20 protein-coding genes and 1 pseudogene are annotated in these 17,962 nt (G+C 46.0%); 19 read left to right on the top strand and 2 right to left on the bottom strand.

Features of this window, described 5'->3' with window-relative positions; all coding sequences use genetic code 11:
• From WC259_RS05170 to cbiE, 16 genes and pseudogenes are all read left to right on the top strand, one after another.
• Positions 1-414, top strand: a pseudogene (locus WC259_RS05170) (reductive dehalogenase); the annotation flags it as partial.
• Positions 415-466: 52 nt separating this feature from the next.
• Positions 467-745: a hypothetical protein gene (locus tag WC259_RS05165; protein ID WP_011308838.1), complete on the top strand. Its 279-nt coding sequence runs from the start codon at positions 467-469 to the stop codon at positions 743-745.
• 193 nt (positions 746-938) lie between these two features.
• Positions 939-2,153, top strand: coding sequence for a 4Fe-4S binding protein (locus tag WC259_RS05160; protein WP_015406829.1), 1,215 nt, complete (start codon positions 939-941; stop codon positions 2,151-2,153).
• A gap of 132 nt (positions 2,154-2,285) precedes the next feature.
• Positions 2,286-3,041 (top strand): diphthine--ammonia ligase, encoded by a 756-nt coding sequence (locus tag WC259_RS05155; protein WP_015406830.1) that lies wholly within the window; start codon positions 2,286-2,288, stop codon positions 3,039-3,041.
• Positions 3,038-3,784 (top strand): radical SAM protein, encoded by a 747-nt coding sequence (locus WC259_RS05150; RefSeq protein ID WP_011308841.1) that lies wholly within the window; start codon positions 3,038-3,040, stop codon positions 3,782-3,784. Before WC259_RS05155 ends, WC259_RS05150 begins: the two co-directional genes overlap by 4 nt.
• Positions 3,762-4,502: an SAM-dependent methyltransferase gene (locus WC259_RS05145; protein WP_227028538.1), complete on the top strand. Its 741-nt coding sequence runs from the start codon at positions 3,762-3,764 to the stop codon at positions 4,500-4,502. Before WC259_RS05150 ends, WC259_RS05145 begins: the two co-directional genes overlap by 23 nt.
• Before the next feature lie 23 nt (positions 4,503-4,525).
• The gene (locus WC259_RS05140) at positions 4,526-5,350 is read left to right on the top strand and encodes a radical SAM protein (protein WP_034376787.1); all 825 of its coding nucleotides are present in this window, start codon (positions 4,526-4,528) and stop codon (positions 5,348-5,350) included.
• Positions 5,351-5,380: 30 nt separating this feature from the next.
• Positions 5,381-6,160, top strand: a complete 780-nt coding sequence (locus WC259_RS05135; RefSeq protein ID WP_061977090.1) for an adenosylcobinamide amidohydrolase — start codon at positions 5,381-5,383, stop codon at positions 6,158-6,160.
• A gap of 5 nt (positions 6,161-6,165) precedes the next feature.
• Positions 6,166-6,906, top strand: a complete 741-nt coding sequence (locus tag WC259_RS05130; RefSeq protein WP_011308845.1) for a radical SAM protein — start codon at positions 6,166-6,168, stop codon at positions 6,904-6,906.
• Positions 6,907-6,914: 8 nt separating this feature from the next.
• Positions 6,915-8,672 (top strand): adenosylcobalamin-dependent ribonucleoside-diphosphate reductase, encoded by a 1,758-nt coding sequence (locus tag WC259_RS05125; protein WP_015406832.1) that lies wholly within the window; start codon positions 6,915-6,917, stop codon positions 8,670-8,672.
• Complete coding sequence (locus WC259_RS05120) at positions 8,665-9,204, top strand: cob(I)yrinic acid a,c-diamide adenosyltransferase (RefSeq protein ID WP_061977092.1); 540 nt, start codon at positions 8,665-8,667, stop codon at positions 9,202-9,204. The genes WC259_RS05125 and WC259_RS05120 overlap by 8 nt, the downstream gene beginning before the upstream one ends.
• Before the next feature lie 16 nt (positions 9,205-9,220).
• The gene (cbiB, locus tag WC259_RS05115; protein ID WP_061977095.1) at positions 9,221-10,177 is read left to right on the top strand and encodes an adenosylcobinamide-phosphate synthase CbiB; all 957 of its coding nucleotides are present in this window, start codon (positions 9,221-9,223) and stop codon (positions 10,175-10,177) included.
• A gap of 14 nt (positions 10,178-10,191) precedes the next feature.
• Entirely contained in the window at positions 10,192-10,452 is a 261-nt protein-coding gene (locus WC259_RS05110; protein ID WP_011308849.1) for a hypothetical protein, read from the top strand.
• Positions 10,453-10,466: 14 nt separating this feature from the next.
• Positions 10,467-11,618 (top strand): cysteine desulfurase family protein, encoded by a 1,152-nt coding sequence (locus tag WC259_RS05105; RefSeq protein ID WP_015406835.1) that lies wholly within the window; start codon positions 10,467-10,469, stop codon positions 11,616-11,618.
• A gap of 35 nt (positions 11,619-11,653) precedes the next feature.
• Positions 11,654-12,436 (top strand): adenosylcobinamide amidohydrolase, encoded by a 783-nt coding sequence (locus tag WC259_RS05100; RefSeq protein ID WP_015406836.1) that lies wholly within the window; start codon positions 11,654-11,656, stop codon positions 12,434-12,436.
• Positions 12,433-13,992 (top strand): precorrin-6y C5,15-methyltransferase (decarboxylating) subunit CbiE, encoded by a 1,560-nt coding sequence (cbiE, locus tag WC259_RS05095; RefSeq protein WP_011308852.1) that lies wholly within the window; start codon positions 12,433-12,435, stop codon positions 13,990-13,992. The genes WC259_RS05100 and cbiE overlap by 4 nt, the downstream gene beginning before the upstream one ends.
• 420 nt (positions 13,993-14,412) lie before the next feature.
• On the opposite strand, the gene WC259_RS05090 is transcribed toward cbiE, so the two are convergent.
• Together WC259_RS05090 and WC259_RS05085 are read right to left on the bottom strand one after the other, a co-directional pair.
• Entirely contained in the window at positions 14,413-14,832 is a 420-nt protein-coding gene (locus tag WC259_RS05090) for a pyridoxamine 5'-phosphate oxidase family protein (RefSeq protein WP_011308853.1), read from the bottom strand.
• Between the two features lie 225 nt (positions 14,833-15,057).
• A complete protein-coding gene (locus tag WC259_RS05085; RefSeq protein ID WP_011308854.1) occupies positions 15,058-15,225 on the bottom strand; it encodes a hypothetical protein in 168 nt (55 codons plus the stop codon).
• A gap of 133 nt (positions 15,226-15,358) precedes the next feature.
• On the opposite strand from WC259_RS05085, the gene WC259_RS05080 reads away from it, so the two are divergent.
• The 3 genes from WC259_RS05080 to WC259_RS05070 form a co-directional block, all read left to right on the top strand.
• Positions 15,359-16,102: a Crp/Fnr family transcriptional regulator gene (locus tag WC259_RS05080; RefSeq protein ID WP_011308855.1), complete on the top strand. Its 744-nt coding sequence runs from the start codon at positions 15,359-15,361 to the stop codon at positions 16,100-16,102.
• 296 nt (positions 16,103-16,398) lie between these two features.
• On the top strand, positions 16,399-17,496 hold the full coding sequence (locus WC259_RS05075) for a PAS domain-containing sensor histidine kinase (RefSeq protein WP_372643450.1): 1,098 nt from the start codon (positions 16,399-16,401) through the stop codon (positions 17,494-17,496).
• Positions 17,496-17,962: response regulator transcription factor (locus WC259_RS05070; protein WP_372643447.1), on the top strand; the 467-nt coding region annotated here is incomplete at its 3' end. The genes WC259_RS05075 and WC259_RS05070, both read left to right, overlap by 1 nt.

Raw genomic sequence — 17,962 nt, 5'->3', positions numbered from 1 at the left:
TCATTTTGCACTACCAGCTGTAAGAAATGCGCCGAATTCTGCCCTGTTAGCGCTATCAAAATGGATAAAGAGCCCAGCTGGGAATTGGCTACCGATCCTTCCAACCCATATTTAAAGCCCCAGAACTTCAACAACCCCGGTAGGAAGACTTGGTATCTGAATCAGGCCGGCTGTTTCTCCAACTGGTGTTTGACCGATACTTTCTGCGGTATTTGTATGGGAGAGTGCGTATTTAACAAGCTGGCTGATTCCAGTATCCATGAGATTGTTAAACCGGTTATTGCCAATACCACTTTACTGGATGGCTTCTTCTTTAATATGGATAAAGCCTTTGGTTATGGTTGCTTGCCGGAAGACAAGTGGGAAGATTGGTGGACCTTGGGCGAAAAGATGCCCATTCATGGTATTGGGTAAGGTGTATTTGTGGTCTTCTTGTTGAGACTAATAAGAAAGGATATTAACGTATATGTTTTGGCCTACAGTTATGGTCATTTTGACAATAGCCATTGGTGCGCTCCTCCTGTGGGGTAAAAATAAAGGTTTGTCATTTAAACTGTATGAATGGTTGCTTTTCATAGCTGGTGTAGCGTTGTTTATTTTTACCCTGGAGAATATTCAAGGTAGCTTCCAGGAAAACGTACCCAAAGCTGTTTTGATGTTTGTACTAGTGACCGGTATTCCTTCGATCATTTTACTGGCGATTCCCATGATAGGTGTATGGAGACGGGGTTCTAGCCGCACCTAATAGTTGTCTGTTTCCTTATCCTGCGAGTCACTTAGAAAGGGGGGTAATAAAATATCTCCCTTTCTAAGTGTGTTTGCCGGGTTTTAAGCAGGTTACTGATAAATTAACCAAGAAACAGATCAGGAGATGTAAATTTCAGGGAATAATTTCCCCGGCGGAGATTTCTTGATACAGGCTTTTACGAATGGGGTCTATGAAAACTACAATTGGAATCAAGCAAATAATAATAGGCATGGCGGTGATAAGTCTTCTAGCGGCCTTTGTTATTGGGCGATTGCCTAAATCGACCAGCATTGAGTCATATTTGCCGGATACTTCCGATACCGTATGTGCTTATGACCTGGCTAAATTTGAAGCTCCGAGTAATTACCTCTTTGAATCCTTGGACACTGCTGGGAATACTGTCGGTTACATAACTCTGACAGAGGGCAGGGGTTATGGCGGTATTTTGCTTGTTGAGATAGTGTGGTCACTGGACGGGGCAATCTTGTCCATTACTGTTCCCGAGCAACAGGAGGGTAATGCTTGGTGGGCTAAACTGGAAGATCATGATTTCTTTGATCAATACATAGGACGGCAGTTTGATACTGGATTGATACTTGGTGATGATATTGATGTGGTTTCCGGAGCTACCATCTCCAGTACAGGCGTAGCTTTGGGAGTATATCAGGGTAGAGCCTTGTTGGCAGATGAACTGGGCGAGTCATATCCGGCACCTATGGAGATCGTAAAATTTGGTATTGGTGAAATCCTGCTGATATCCGGATTGATTATGACTGTATTATTCCGGACTTTTGCTGTTTTTCGAAAGAGGAAATGGCTACGCTATATCACTTTAACTTTGGGGTTGGGAGTTTTGGGATTCTGGTTATCCCGTCCATTGAGTCTGACCAATATAGTTGCGTGGTTGATAGGGTCACCACCTAACCTGCCTAATAATCTGTTCTTGTACATACTGGTTTTGGGAGTGGTAGGCCTGGTTTTATTGACCGGCAAGAATTTTTATTGTTTCTGGCTGTGTCCGTTTTCGGCAGTTCAGGAAGTGACCTATAGAATCGGTGGACAGATTGGACTCAAACCTAAGCCCAAAACCTACAAGTTCCTCAGGAATATACGCTTCCTGTTGTTATGGGCGGCTCTGATGCTGGTTTTCTGGTTTACCAATCCCTCGCTGGCTGTTTTTGAACCTTGGGGTACATTATTTAGCCAGGTAGGGGGTATAGATCAGTGGTTACTTCTTATTCTTACTATAACCTTTAGCTTCTTTATTTTCAGTCCATGGTGCTTCTACATCTGCCCGGTGGGGGCATTTCTGGATATTGTCATCAAAGTACGCAAGGGAGGAATCAGTCTGTGGAAAAAGCTCAAAGTATTCCGGGTAAAGAGGTTGGCAGAGGACAAAGCATAGTTGTGACCATAATGATAACCCTTATAGCTTTGTTGAGTATGGTAGTGATATTCATGAAGATAGCAGGTATTGAGATTTAGCATTGTTGGTTGTAAATCATTTTCAATAACTCATTTGCGGAAGGAGGATTAGATGAAAAAGGCCTTTGTATCCTGGAGTGGAGGCAAGGACTGTTCATTATCGTTACTAAGGGCGCTGAGGGACGGCTACGAGGTGCAGTGTTTAGCCAGTATGTTTACCGAAGGGACGGGCAGGCTTTACCCTCATCATTTCACGCCTGAATTGCTTGAGAGCCAGGCGGAAGCCATTGGCATACCGCTGGAAATAACCTGGACAAACGGACAGGAGTATACCAGTAACTATATCAAGATGCTAAAGCGTTTTAGGGAAGAGGGCATCACGGTTGCCGTGTTCGGGGATGTGAGTGTGGGTAACCCGGACGCTCTGGAGCACCGGATGTGGGTGGAAAGGGTTTGCCAGGCCGCTGATATGGAAGTACTGCTGCCCTTATGGGATGAAGACCGCGAATCCATAATCGGTGACCTTATAGATTCGGGATTTGAAACCCTTATTGTAGCCGCCGATGACAGTAAATTAGGCAGAAGCTGGTTGGGCAGGAAACTTGATTATACACTCTTTAATGAATTCAAATCCCTGCACACAACTTCACCTGACGGCAAGATAGGGCTTTATCATACCCTGACGGTGGATGGGCCTATCTTCAAAAAGAAGCTGGAGATAGCTGACCGGAAGACCGTTTACAAGGAATGCGGCCTATATGACGGCAAACCCACTATAGCTCCGTTCTGGTATCTGGAACTCAGTGATTGTTTTCTGGTTGAGAAGCCGTTGCTGGTTGCAGAAGATATCGGGGTAGAAACGTCATGAAAACTAACATTTACCACATCACCCATACCCCGACTACCGGGAGTGTATCCCTGCGTTTCTGGGGTTGCAACATGAGTTGTCACGGGTGCCTGTGTAAAGAGGGGATTTATGACCACCTTCTTAAAGAGAACAGGTTCGATAAATTGCCTCAAGCGAAAAATACATCCAAGCCCGGACGCCTCCTGGAACTGGATGAAGTACTGGCCAGACTGGATGAACTGCAACCCAAAAAGATATTCCTGACCGGAGAAGAGGCCTCTCTTGACCCGAATTATGCCGCTATCACCAAAGCGTTCCACCAGCGTTTTAACTGTGAAAATGTTTTGTATACCAATGGCTTTAAGATACCTGAAATTGAAGATACGGATGCAGTTGAAGTAGGAATCAAGGCTATTTCCGAGGAACTGCACCAGTGGTATACCGAGCGCTCGGTTGAGCCGATAAAACAAAATTTCATCCGCTATGCCCACTCAGAGGTTAAGCTTACGGCAGCCTCTATACTTATACCCGGTCTGGTAGAAATTGAAGAAATTGAGCGGATAGCTCAATTCATCGCCAGCGTCAACCCGGATATTCCTTACTTTGTTTTGCCATACTTTCCGGCCGGTGATAATAACTGGCGCAAGACCAGGCCGGAAGAGGTTGCTGAAGCGGTTGAAAGAGTAAGCCGCTATCTGACTAACGTATCCGGCTGCCGGGGTGTTGAACAGGAAATACTCTATGAAGTGGAACGGGTGGTTTAAAGCCATGACCGGAGCTATTTCCAGAATATATTATCCCAAAGTATTCATTACCGGTGTCGGAGCCGGTGGCAGGGCCTTCCTGACACCGGTGGCTGAGGCGGCTGTAAGACGCTGCGGCATTATAACCGCCTGGGCAGAAGTGATAAAAAGTTTGGGGTTTAGTCTGGAAGGCAAGCTGGTTTTGGAACAAAACTGCACTAACTATCAAGAAGTACTTGTTAAGGCGGCAAAGCTGGCTCGAACTAAGGGGGAAGACATTGCCCTTTTAGTAAAGGATGACCCTCTGGTGTATTCAGCCGGCCTTGACAGCTACAAAGAGGTTTTTAAAGACTTCCGGATTGAATTTATACCGGCTGTTTCCAGTTTGCAGTTGCTGGCGGCCGCTACCCGGGTTTCACTGGAAGATTGCCTGCTGGTAGTCTATAAACCGGATGCCGCCGGCAATATTGACCAATCTGATTTAGTCGTAAAGCGGGAGCGTATGTTAAAGGCTTACAAAGCCGGTTACAACCTGATTATCTTGAGTGATCTGGAACAAACTCTGGCCCAGACCGCCGGTTTTTTGATTGAGAGAGGGATACCGGCAGATACAAAGGTAATAGTTGGCGAACAGATGGGCACTGAAAGCCAGAAAATAACCGGAAAAAGTATCTCTGAAGTATCCCGGGGTACCAGCCACTGGATGTCCTGTATGGCGGTAAAACAGCCGGAGTACTAAAACAGTAAATTGTGAGGAAAGATATGACCATCTCCAATCTTAAATATCAGGCTGATTCAACGCCTTGCGGAGATAAGGCAGATATGCAGACCAATGTTTACCACGTTGCCTATGCCCCGGCTATCAAAAAGGCTTACCTTTTCCACTGGGGATGCAATCTGGAATGCAAGGGTTGCCTGTGCAAGAAGGAAATAAACTGCATGGCACTGGAGGAAAATCTGGACGTGGTCTTCCGCGACCCCCGTTTCTGCCCGCCTCAGACACCTTCTGCTACGCTTTCCTTCGGAAAACTTGTTTCCCTGCTGGAGAATATAGAGCTTACCGAGGTGGCCTTTGAAGGGCAGGAAGCCTCTCTGGACCCGATGTTGCCGGATATCTGCCGGTGGCTAAAAGACAGAGGCTGCAAGGTTATTCTGCATACCAACGGGGTGGCCATGGCAGATGCCAGCCATATTGATGACGTGATTGTCAGCCTGAAAGCTATTACTCCTGAACTCTATGCCGGGTACACCTGCCGTTCCAATGCCAGCCTGCTGGACAACTTTCGGAAATACTACGAATCCGGGGTTAACCTGAAAGCCGAAAGTGTATATATACCGGACTATATAGGTCTTGAAGAAACCGAAAAAATTGCCAAGTTTATTGCTTCGGTGGATACAAATATTCCCTACCGGATGGATGCCTATTTTGCATCCGGTGACAACCCCTGGCGGCCGCCTACGCCTGAGGAGATGCAGATTGCTCTGGCGGTTGCCCGCAAGCACCTGAAGAATGTCTACTGCACCCAGCAGACCAAGAAGGACCTAAGCAAAGCAGACCTGCTGTACGAAGTGGTGCGGCTGTATTAGATAGCAATATGGAGTAAGGAGATCAAAAACTTGACTACTAAGAGTGAACTTAAAAAAATATCACTGGGTTCGTTTGAAGGCTTTACCGCCGATACGGTTTATTATACAGCTATCGGGTATCCCAATAATGTTTTTGCCCTTCGGTTTGATGAAATGCGGGATGTCATAAGCAGCCGTCACGGTATTATGAAGTCTGACTTTTTAACTATCTGCCATATACCGGATGAGCTGGGTCTTTATATGCATGACCAGAGCAAGAGCCATTTCTATTATTATGGGCAGCTGCTGGCAGACGTACTGAAAGAATATGACATTGAAATTGAAAACACCGCCTTCCTCTCCACCGGTGTTCAGATGCGTAACCTGGCCTTTGCGGTGGAAAAGTATGAAGAACTCTGGGTGGCTTGTTTTACCACCGCCGGCGTTCGCCACAATGCAGTTCGGATAGGCAAAGATGCGGCGGTGGGTATTGAACGCAACGGTGAATTCAAGGGTTTCGGGACTATCTGCCACGTGGTGATTACCAATGCTTCTTTTGACCACGGAGCTTTGGTTTCATCGGTCATAACCGTTACCGAGGCCAAAAATGTAGCCCTTCAGGAGATGGATATAAGGAGTTCCCATAATCCGGATTGGCTGGCCACCGGCACCGGGACTGACCAGGTGATTGTGGCTTCAGGCTTCGGAGAGAAGTGCAAGTATGTGCAGGGGCATACCGTAATAGGCAAGATGATGGCAGATGTGGTTATAAAATCTACCAAAGAAGCGGTGGCCAACTGTATCCGGGACACGGCCGGCCAGCCTGACTAGGTAAGATGAATATTTACCAGATTACCTATGAACCGAATTACCGGGTGCTGGGGCTCCATTTCTGGGGTTGCAACCTTTTTTGCCGCGGCTGTTATAAAAACTACCGGACTGACGACCTTAGTCTGCCCGGTAGTTCGGTAGAACAGCTTAAAGATGCCCCCAGAGCGAAAAACCCGACCAGATTTTTAACCCTTGAAGAGGTGCTTGAAAAGACCGAAGGCCTTGCCCCCCGAGATATATTCTTTATGGGCAAGGAAGCCTCGCTTGACCCCGAACTGCCTCTGCTTGCAGCGAGGCTTCATGCCCGGCACAAAGGTTTTCATACCCTGCTTACCAATGGCGTCAAGCTAACTGACCTTTCAAATATAGACGAAGCAGTTTTTGGTTTTAAATCTGCCAGCGAATCTGTCCATCGGGAATATACCGGGTTGTCCAACCTGGGCATAATGAACAATTTCAAGAAGGTTTATCAGAACGGTAAAAAACTGCAGGCCGAAATAGCCTTCATTCCCAATCTGGTAGAGGAAGAGGAGATTGGGGCGTTAGCTAAGACTATTTCTGAAATAGACCGCAAGATTCTTTTCCGGGTTACCTCGTATTTTGCGGTTCCGGGCGCCCCATGGCCAGCTGCTTCGCGGGAACAGGTGGAAGATGCGGCAGCGTTTGCCCGCAAATACCTTGATGACGTGGTTACCATGGCTTCAGACAGCCGGGATAACAGCTGGAAGCCGGAAGTAATCTTATAGGAATAAATATGAAACTAAGCGGGAACGCCAAAATAGTACTTGAAAAACGCTACCTGAAACGGGACGGAGACGGGAGTATTACCGAATCCCCGGAGGATATGTTCCGCAGGGTAGCGGATGCAGTGGCGGCGGCTGAAAATGCTTATAACCAGCAGGGTAAAGCCGCCTGCTGGGCGGACGAATTTTACCGTATGATGACCGGTCTTGAATTCCTGCCTAATTCGCCTACCCTCCTTAATGCCGGGCGCGAACTGGGGCTTTTGTCATCCTGCTTTGTTTTACCGGTGGAAGACTCTGTTGAGGGTATCGCTAAAGCCATCGGTGAAGCTATGATTATCCATCAGTACGGGGGCGGCACCGGCTTTGCCTTTGATACTATAAGACCGGAAGATACCCCGATTAAAAGCGGACATAACGTAGCCGGCGGACCGGTCAGACTGGTGGGGGTTTTTTCGGAGGCGGCCAACTATATCAAACAGGCAGGGGTTCGCTGTGGCTGCAATTCGGCCAGTTTGCCGGTAAATCATCCGGACATCCTGAAATTTATCCGGGCTAAAGATGAGGGTAATCACTCGGCCAATTTTGGCATTAATATAGCCCTGACTGACAGCTTCATCCAAAAGGTTAGACGCGGGGAGGATTATGAACTGATTAACCCGCGTACAGGGGAAGTTACCGGCAGTTTATCTGCCTCAGACGTTTTTTACCGCATCGCCCAAAGCGCCTGGGAAACAGGCGACCCGGGTATAATGTTTATTGACCGGATAAATAAAGATAATCCCACCCCGCAGCTTGGAGAATTTGTAACTACCGACCCCTGCGGCGGTCAGCCATTACTCCCGTATGAATCAGCTACCTTGGGGACTATAAACCTGTCCCTTATGGCATTGAAAGAGGGTAACTGCTTCGGGGTAGATTACCTGCGGCTTGGCAAGCTTATTGCCAAAGCTATCCGTTTTCTGGATGACGTGCTGGAAGTAAACCGTTATCCGATACCGGAAGTTGAAAGAGCGGCTAAAGCCACCCGCAAAATCGGCCTTGGGTTCATGGGCTTTGCTGAAATGCTGATAAAGCTGGGTATCCGCTATGATTCAGAGCAGGCGGTATCTCTGGCAGATAGGCTTATGACCTTTGTAAATGAAACAGTTAATAAAGCCAGTGAAGAACTGGCACTGGAACGGGGGTCTTTCCCGGCCTTTGCGGGCAGTATATATGCTAAAAGCGGGGCTAAACCCAGACGAAATGCCACCTGCCTTACATTTACCAATACCGGTACCACCAGTATCATTGCCGATACCTCGGTAGGTATCCACCCTATATATTCACTGGTTATGGTGCGCAATATACTGGACGGGCAGCGTCTGCTGGATATCAACCATACTTTTGAAGAAACAGCCCGGGAAAGGGGTTTTTTCAACCCGGTGCTTATAGAAAAACTGCTGACGGGTGAAAGCCCTCAAAATTGCCCGGAGATACCCCGGGATTATCGCAGGTTGCTGGTTACCGCCCGGGATATTCAGCCGGAGTGGTGTATAAGGGTACAGGCAGCTTTCCAGAAACATACGGACAACGCTATTTCCCAGACGGTCAATTTTCCTAAATCTGCCACGGTTGAGGATATAGCAGAGTTATTCCTGAAATCCCATGAATTGGGACTTAAAGGGGTTACGGCTTACCGGGACAGCAGCCGGGACGTGCAGGTACTCTGCACCGGAACAGACTGCCGGGATATAGCCAAACAGTATTTTGAGGATTGCCATGTTTGATATATCAGTTCAAACACAAACCGGTTTGGTACAGGTTTTTTATGGTGACGGCCGGGGCAAGACTTCGGCGGCTATGGGTGAGGTCTGGCAGGCAGTTTCGCAGGGTCTTAGAGTCTGTGCGGTTTTCTTTATGAAGGGTAAACGCTGGGAGGCGGAATATAATATTCTTGAAAAACTGCAGGTGGAATACACAGTCTTTGGCCGAAGCGGTTTCCTGAGCAGTGCGGATACCCAAGCCGAGGATTCTAAACTTTGCCGCCAGGCTTTGGAATTTGCCGAAGGGCAAATACGTTCGGGCAAATGGGATTTGGTGGTGCTGGATGAAATTAACAATGCCCAGTATTACGGTTTTATACAAGCTAGAGATATCTTAAAACTTTTATCTGCCAAGCCTGTTGGCACCTCGCTTATCCTTACCGGAAAAGTGGTGGACAAAGCGGTAGCAGAGGAAGTAAATCTGATAGATGAATGCTGCAAGGTCAAACACCCGTATGACCGAGGTATTCTGGCCCGGCAGGGTATAGACTTTTGAAGATGAGTAAAAGCAGATGAACGAATATATTTTGATTTTAGTTCTGGCCGTCCTCTGGGACTTGGCTCTGGCCGAGCCTCCGGCGGCTATTCATCTGACCGTCTGGATAGGGCGGATGATTTCGGTGGTAGAGAAAACCGGGCTTAAGATGCGCAGTCACGCCTTGCAGTATATCTTCGGCATGCTGGTCTCGCTCTTCCTGATAGCTCTCTTCGGCTGGCTTAGCTACTGGCTGCTTGCTTATCTGGGCGGTATCAGTTTTGTAATATACATAATAGCGGCCTTCTTACTGCTTAAGCCTACCTTTTGTTTTAAATTTAATGCCCGTATGTCTCTGTTGGTGGAAAAGTATCTGAAGGGCGGAGACTACCGGATAGAAAGTGCTGACAAGGAAATCCGCTATCTTTTGACAACAGTTGAACGCGAAAAAGGGGATGAGTTTGCCCCGCCCATGATATCCTCTACCATTCGTTCACTCTCGGAAAACGCCTCGGATTTTCTGGTTGCCCCCCTTTTCTACTTCCTGATTTTGGGTGTACCGGGGGCGGTAGCCTACCGGGTTTCCAATACCCTGGACGGTATGCTGGGGCACAGGGGAGAGTACGAGTATTTGGGTAAATTTGCCGCCTGCCTGGATGACATACTTAATTACATACCGGCAAGGTTGACCGGACTGATGTTTGTGCTCTCTGCCTTTGTTTCCGGTCTGGATGGTAAAAATGCCTGGAAGATGGCACTCAGAGACCAGTCCAAAACTGAAAGCCCCAATGCCGGCTGGCCGATGGCAGCTACCGCCGGTGCTTTGGGAGTCAGACTTGAGCGGGCCGGCCACTATGCTCTGGGAGACGCTGATAAACCCCTTACAGCAGGTCATATAGGCCAGGCCGTCAGGCTTTTTAGAGTAATGTCCGCTATTGATATTATTGGCAGTATCGGCATATTGTTTCTGCTATCTTGGGTGAGCCTAAATTAATCGGAGGTGGCTGTATGGCCAGAGAAATGACTCATTGTTACGTTAAAATACCCGTTAAGCCGCTGGATGACGCTGCCTTGGAAAAGGTACGCCAAATGGAACAAAAGTTGGGCTTGCCACTTATAGCTTTCAGCGCCCGAAATGATGAATATGCTCGTCTGACAGAAGAGCAACTAAAGGAACTGGATAAACTGGGGGAGGAACTGGATGCCTCCATTGTGGCCTATAGCCGGGGCAAGAGTGCCCGTCCCGGTAGCCAAGCCTGCCGTATATAGGGCAAAGGAATAATATGGAAAATATAATTTATCTGGATAATGCCGCCAGTACCCCGGTTGACCCGCGGGTAGTTGAGGCCATGCTGCCTTATTTTAGTCAATATTACGGCAATCCTTCGGCTATTCACCCCATGGGGCGTCTGGCTGATGAAGCCTTGGAAACCGCCCGTGAGCAGGTAGCGAGACTTATTAACTGCCAGCCGGAGGAAATCATCTTTACCAGCGGAGGTACCGAGTCCGACAATCTGGCTATCACCGGGGTCGCCTCTGCCTGCCGGGGCAATCATATTATTACCTCGGAGATTGAGCATCATGCGGTATTGGAAGCCTGCCATGCCCTTGTAAAAAAAGGCTTTGAGATTACCTATCTGCCGGTTGACCGCTCGGGGCAGGTTTCAGCACAGGACTTGCAGGCTGCCATTACGCCCCAAACCGCTCTGGTAAGTATTATGGCAGCCAATAATGTAATCGGCACCCTTCAGCCCATAGCTGAGATAGGGGCTATCTGCCGCAAACGGGGTGTATTTTTCCATACCGATGCCGTCCAGATGGCAGGCCACCTAAGCGTAGATGTAAAGCGGGATAATATAGACCTTTTATCCTTGTCTGGCCACAAGTTTAACGGCCCGAAGGGGGTGGGCATACTTTTTGCCCGAAGTGAAATACCTTTGTCACCCCTTATTCTGGGCGGCGGGCAGGAAGCGGGACTGCGCTCGGGTACTGAGAATGTTCCGGGGATTGCGGGATTGGGAGTAGCATCTGAAATAGCTATGGCTGAAATGGAGTCTGAAGCCAAGCGCCTTTGCAAACTCCGTGATGACCTGATAAACAGGATTCTGGCCGATATTCCGGGCACCTGTCTTAACGGACACCCGGGAAAGAGATTGCCGAATAATGTGAATATCAGCTTTGAAGGTATAGAGGGCGAATATTTTACCAAAGAGTTGTCCAAACAAGGTATCTGCGTTTCCACCGGTTCGGCCTGCAGTTCAGAAAGCCACGAAGCACCTTATGTGCTGCTGGCTATCGGACGGGAAAGGGAACTGGCTAACTGTTCAATCCGCCTGTCTCTGGGGAAGATGACCACTGCTGAGGATGTCAATAAAACAGTGGCTGCTATTTGCTCGGTTGCCGCCAAAATACGCAAGCAAACCAGAGTTTGGTAAGTATATTTAATTTAAAGCATTTGAGAGATACAAAAATGGCCATAATAAAAGCAAGAGACGTGTGTAAACTGCCCGGGATTAAGGCAGAAGTTCTGGATACCCAAGTCTGGGATACCAGAGCCAATGCACTTGTTATACATTTAGACGAATCTCGCCCATGCCTCTCCGGAACTGATGGGTATAAAAACATCCGGCTAATTTGTAACTGTTACCTGCCCAAAGACCTGTGCGACTATCTCCATTACAGCCACAAAGATTACGGGGATTACTTAAACGACCTGAAGAAAGAAATTGCCTCATTTTACAGTGTTAATACTAAAGAAATATCCATGATATCCACCGGGGTGGATATGGCTGAACTTAGCTATGCCTTTGAGTCTTATGATAAGCTGTGGGTGTGTGCTTGGGTTACGGCTGGCTTTAAGCATAATGCCATGCGGATAGGGGTGGATAAGGCTTGCGGGATTGAAATTGAGGGTGAATATCAGCCCTGCGGCACTATCAATATAATTGCCGCCAGCAATGCCAAACTTGATTCCGCTACTATGGCCTCAAGCTTTATAACCATAACCGAAGCTAAGATAGTAGCTCTTCAAGACCTTGATATCCATAGTTCCTTTAACCCCAAGTTACAGGCAACCGGTACCGGGACTGACCAGATAGTAGTGATTTCCGGTAATGATTTTGTCTGCCGATACGCCGGTGGACATACCCGCTTGGGTGAGCTTCTGGCCAAAGCTGTTACCAGTGCCTGCAAAAAAGCCTTTAACCTTCAACTGGCTAAAGACCCCAATTACCACTTTGTGAGTGAACAATGAAGCTAGATTCCAATCAAACCGGCTGCCAGATAACAGACCAAGCCGGACGCAGGATAAACCTTAAAACCATGCCTAAGAGAATTATTTCTCTGGCACCCAGCCTGACTGAAATTGTTTACGCTATGGGTGCTGACAACCTTCTGTGCGGGGTGACCGAGTACTGTGACTACCCGCCGGAAGCCCGAAATAAGCCATGGGTAGGCGGTTACAGCACGGTTGACATCGGCCAGATTGGCAAAATACAGCCTGACCTGATACTTACAGGGCAGATACACCTCAAAGCGGTCATTCCTCAACTGGAGGCGCTTGGTTACCCGGTGCTGGTGCTTGAACCAAGTACCATAGAAGGTCTGCTTGCAACTATCCGGATAATCGGGAAATGCACGGGTAGACAAGAAGCCGCCGAAGATCTGGTTAGATCACTGCAAAGACGTGCTGGCTTTGTTACTGCCAAAATAGACTTGTTGCCTACTGAAAGCCGCCCCAAAGTTTACATACTTCATGAGTGTGAAACGTGGAAAACTTTTGGCTCCGAGACTATCGGTGATACTCTGGTCCATCTGGCCGGGGGGTATAATATCGGGCGGGATTTTGGCAGTTATTACCCTTACCCCACTAAAGAGGCTATTAAGCTTAAAAACCCGGAGATTATTATTGCCGAAACCGGTTACGGGGATAACCCTCAAGAACCGCTTAGTGTTGCCCTTAATGAACCCACTTTGGCTCAGGTAACTGCCCGCCAAACAGGGCAGGTCTTCGGTATACATAGCGACCTTGTCAGCCGGGCAGGCCCCCGAATGGTGGATGGGCTTGAGTGTTTGGCTTGCCTTATTCACCCGGAGTTATTCCCTCAAAAACCGTCCGCTTGCCGTGGCAAGGTCTACATAGCCGGGGTCGGGCCGGGCTCAGCCGAATGGGTATCTCCCCAAGTTCAAAATCTGGTGGCAAAGGCAGATATACTGGTTGGCTGGGAACAGGATTTAAAGCCGGTTCGGAGTTTGATAAAAAACCAAAAGATATTCCTGCAGGAAGCCTGCAACTATCTTGAAATACCCAAACAGGCGGCACTTGAGGCTCAGAAAAACGGGGGCACTGTTGTTGTACTCAAAACCGGTGACCCGCTGGTCGCACCAGCCGGGATTAATGGCATAGCAAATACCTTTGGCGGATTTGAGATAGAGGTTGTTCCGGGTATAAGCTCGGTTCAGATGGCAGCCGCCAAGGCCTGTTTATCCCTGTATGATGCCGCCGTTATTACCTATCACCCTCTGCCCCATGACGGAGGTAAAGACCTGCGCAAGAAACGCAAGCGGATGCTTTCTGCCTTAAGCTGGGGATTGCATCTGATAGTCCTGACCGGCGTCCGCCAGATGCCGGATGATACTGCCCTCTATCTGCTTGGCAAAGGCATAGCGGCGGATTCTCCGGTGCTTATTTGTGAAAACCTGACCTACCCAAACGAGAAGATCACTGCATGCTCTCTGTCCGAAGTAGCTCAAAGGAAGTTTGACTGGCTTTCGGTTATGGTGATTTTTAACAGGTATACTTCGCATTAGTTAGTGATGCTTAAGTAATCATTCTGAACATATCAGCTTAGTACTTAGGTATGTTAACAAAGCAGCCAATCTTTTAAAGATTGGCTGCTTTCCAGTTATCTTATGGTAATTGTATTTGCGTAGTAATTATGAAGAACGATTTGGCTTACTTACTTTTCCGGAAATACACAATCAGTAATACTACAGCGATAAAGCCTGATATCGGGTGGAACCAGAGGTTTGCTGTATACGATTCCCCTTTATCTATGAGGGTGATCATTTGACATGCACAACCAATACTCAGAACAGCAAGTATAGCACCCAATATCCCATATAATTTATTGTTCACGTGATATCCTTTATTCGTCTTCATATTTATCGCTTTTATTCGCTGATACTATCAAGGTGTAGTTGTAACTGATTTCACAACTACCGATTATCCTAGGAAATCAGTTTCCCCTTGTCCTGCGGAGCCTGAGAATAGACGGCATCTACCTTAACTGTACCTACGCCGGTAATATCAACACCCATAGCCGCTTTCAATGCTTTGGCAAATTGCTCAAAGAGGGGGCCGGAGGTGTGGTATTTCTGGAAAGTGCCCTTCACTTGGTAGGTGGTAAAGGGAGGTGCGATCGGGATTTTGACGGCTACAATAGCTACTTTCTTAGTTTCCTCAAGATTTTTAAAGGTACGGGTTGTGCGTCCATATAAATCAGCAAACGCCAGGGTTTCTTCATCAACAGCTGTCATGCTGGTTTTAGGAGTAACATTTAGTACTCCGTTTTTATCTACGGTAGCAACCATTTTGGGTACACCGGCATCCTGAAATAGGCTGATTACTTCTTTAGACATCTTAGCCATATTGATTTACCATCCTTTTATTATTAAAAATATGAGTGTTACTTAGATTAGGCTTAAGCAATTCCTAAGCCATGTAAACTCCTTTGTATAAATAATATCAATCTCAAGTGTCTATTTTAGGGACCTCAGGTTGAATATTAGTTATTAAGAGTATCAAACGCGAGATCTAAGGTTACCAATGTTTTTATATTTTCTGAGTTAGTGAATAATACCTATCAGCTTGTGCTACTCTAAAAGAGCAATTATGGCTAGGACTATAGCTGTTATGCCAAGCAGCAGATGTACCCAGAAGAGTTTGATTGTGATAAACCCTTTAAGCGGGTTGTTAGGGGTTTTCAGGGTGAAACCACAGATTCCTGCAGCCATAATGAAGATAAGAGCCCAAGTAGTCATGAATATATCCTCCTTCAATGTTAATAGTAAATATTTGCATAAATATGAACTCTGGTCTGTAAAATTTATTACATTATTGTGGCTAGTTTTTCGGGTATAATTTAGATGTTACGCAAAGACGTGGAGGCCTCCTTTGGAATACTTGAATTGCATGATGGATCTGTGGTTGTTTGAATCTTTGAGCAAGTCTGAAAAGACCGAAATCAGTCATCTTTTTCGGAGGCCGGAGTATCTGAAAAATGAGCATCTTTTTAGTGAAGGTGAACCTGCGAGTGCCGTATTTGTTGTTACCAAGGGGAGGATCAAACTTTTTAAGACATCAGAAAACGGGAGAGAGATTGTCTTGGGATATTTGACCCCTAACCAGCTCTTTGGTGAAGAGATATTGTTTAATGATGCTATCCGGACTATTGCAGCCGTAGCAGTAGAGGACACCAAGCTGTGTGCTTGTTATAAAAATGACTTTGAAAATCTGCTTTCCCAAAATTCACAAATAGCGGTTAAGGTGATAAAGGCCTTGAGCGATAAAATTAACCATATTACTGAAACTTTGGCAGATATGGCCATTTACGATACTCAGGTCAGGCTTGCGCGCACTTTAGCGAGATTAGCCAAGGAACATGGCGAAGATGTATGTGATGGCCGGCGGTTAAATTTCCGTTTGACTCATGATGATTTGGGTTCTTTGGTTGGAGCTTCCAGAGTAATGGTAACCAATGTGATGAAGTCCCTCAAAAAATCCGGCATCATCAAAGATGATATCGACCATAAACTGGTTGTCAGCCAGTGGTTTTTGAAAGATTATTCTGATGAAAAGCCAACATTTATCAGGAATAATTCAACCAGCTGCGAATGTTTCCCGAAATCTGATGCATAGGTGTGCAACATATAAGATAGATAGTCTATCGGAAAGAATGAGCAGGCTTTTTATCCTTATATAGCCTGTAAGTTTGGGAGATTCTTAGACTTAAGATGCTAGGTACGGTTCTACTTTGAGGTCTTTATCTTAGTGAATAGTATTGTTATCCGGCTTGATTGGATATAATCTCGATTGGGTAAATCAGGGTTTTGCGATTGACATAGGACGCCAGATGGTGGAGCTGAGGGGTCAATAGGCAGAACCTTTCAATTCGTATTTCTGGTTAGTTAAAGACGGCATAAATTGGATACTGTTTGATATCGTATGGCAATACCAATATACTTAGAGTAAACCGAGCTTTTGAGCTTCTAACAGGCTTTAACAAACAGGCCGTAGAGGGGATAAAAAGTTGGACTGAATTCGTGTCAAAAAATGATATAGATCGTTTGCTAGGATTTCACTATTTACGCAAAGAACACCCGGAATTGTGTCCCGATAAACATTTATTCGATATAGTTGACGCGAATGGCAATTTAAAGAATATTTATATGACAATTAACAAAATAACTGGGATTGAAGAATTTTTCTGTGTGGCTTCTTGGCTAGACATCACCGAATTGAGAAAGACAAAATCAGAATTACGACTTAGTTATACTCAATTAGAAGAAAGAGTTGCATTGCGAACCACTGAATTGAATAAAACTAAGTTAGAATTGGAAGAGCATATAAATAAGCGGATTGTATCCACGCGAGCTTTGATTCACGATCTTAAAACTAATCTGACACCGATGATAACCGCATCCGAGTTATTCGAAAATTGTGCAAAAACTGAACCATTGATCAGTTTATCTAGAAACATAACTTCAGGAGTAAAAGGGTTAGAAAAACGGATAAATGATCTACTGGATTTAGCAAGGAGTGAAATTGGAATTTTCGTTATCAAGCCTACCTGGACAAATCCAACACAATTCGTCAAGGAAATATTTAACTATCTAGAACCGGAAGTAAAAAGGCATAGCATTAATTTTGTATTGGAGTGCCCAGACTCAGTACCTGTCGCTTGGGTGGATGAAGAACAACTTTCGAGGGTTGTCATAAACTTGATCAGCAATGCGATAAAATATACTAAGCGAAGTGGCACAATTACTTTAAGATTATTTCATAATGATCAAGAACTCATTTTTGAAGTACAAGATACTGGTTGCGGTATTTCTGCCACTTATATCAAGGATATTTTCAAACTCTATCATCGGTACAATACTTCTGGAGAATCCGGGGAAGGACTTGGATTAGGATTATATTTATCAAAAGTAATTGTGGAGTTGCACGGTGGTCAGATAGAAGTAAGGAGTGCCCTCAATATCGGAAGTACTTTTATTATCAAAATACCACTTACTGAGGGGATGTGCTGATGAAGATTGTAATTATTGAGGATGACCTCAGAATTGTGGAAATGATTGCCATGGCTTTATACATACGATGGCCAAACATAAAAGTAATTTCAACACGATTTGGAGAGGAAGGTATTGAAATCGTATCGAACGAAAATCCAGATGCAGTGGTCCTGGATTTAGGATTGCCTGATATTGATGGTTTATTAGTGCTAAAAGCCATCCGTAGGTACTCTGATCTCCCCGTCCTAATTCTCACAGTGAGAACAATAGAATCAGATATTGTACAAGGATTAGAACTAGGTGCAGATGATTATATGGTTAAACCATTCAAACAGCTGGAATTGTTGGCGAGGCTCCATGGTATGATCAAACGACACCAAAAAAGTGACGATGGAGAAATTATCAGCACGGGTAGTATACAATTAAATACTTTAACTAGAATATTAGAGCTAGGCAGTAAAGAAATTATCCTTACTTCCACAGA

The sequence above is a fragment of the Dehalococcoides sp. genome, assembly GCF_041654235.1.
Lineage (GTDB): Bacteria > Chloroflexota > Dehalococcoidia > Dehalococcoidales > Dehalococcoidaceae > Dehalococcoides > Dehalococcoides mccartyi_B.
The sequence above is the reverse complement of the archived record's forward strand: the minus strand, read 5'-3'. Positions and strand labels throughout refer to the sequence as shown.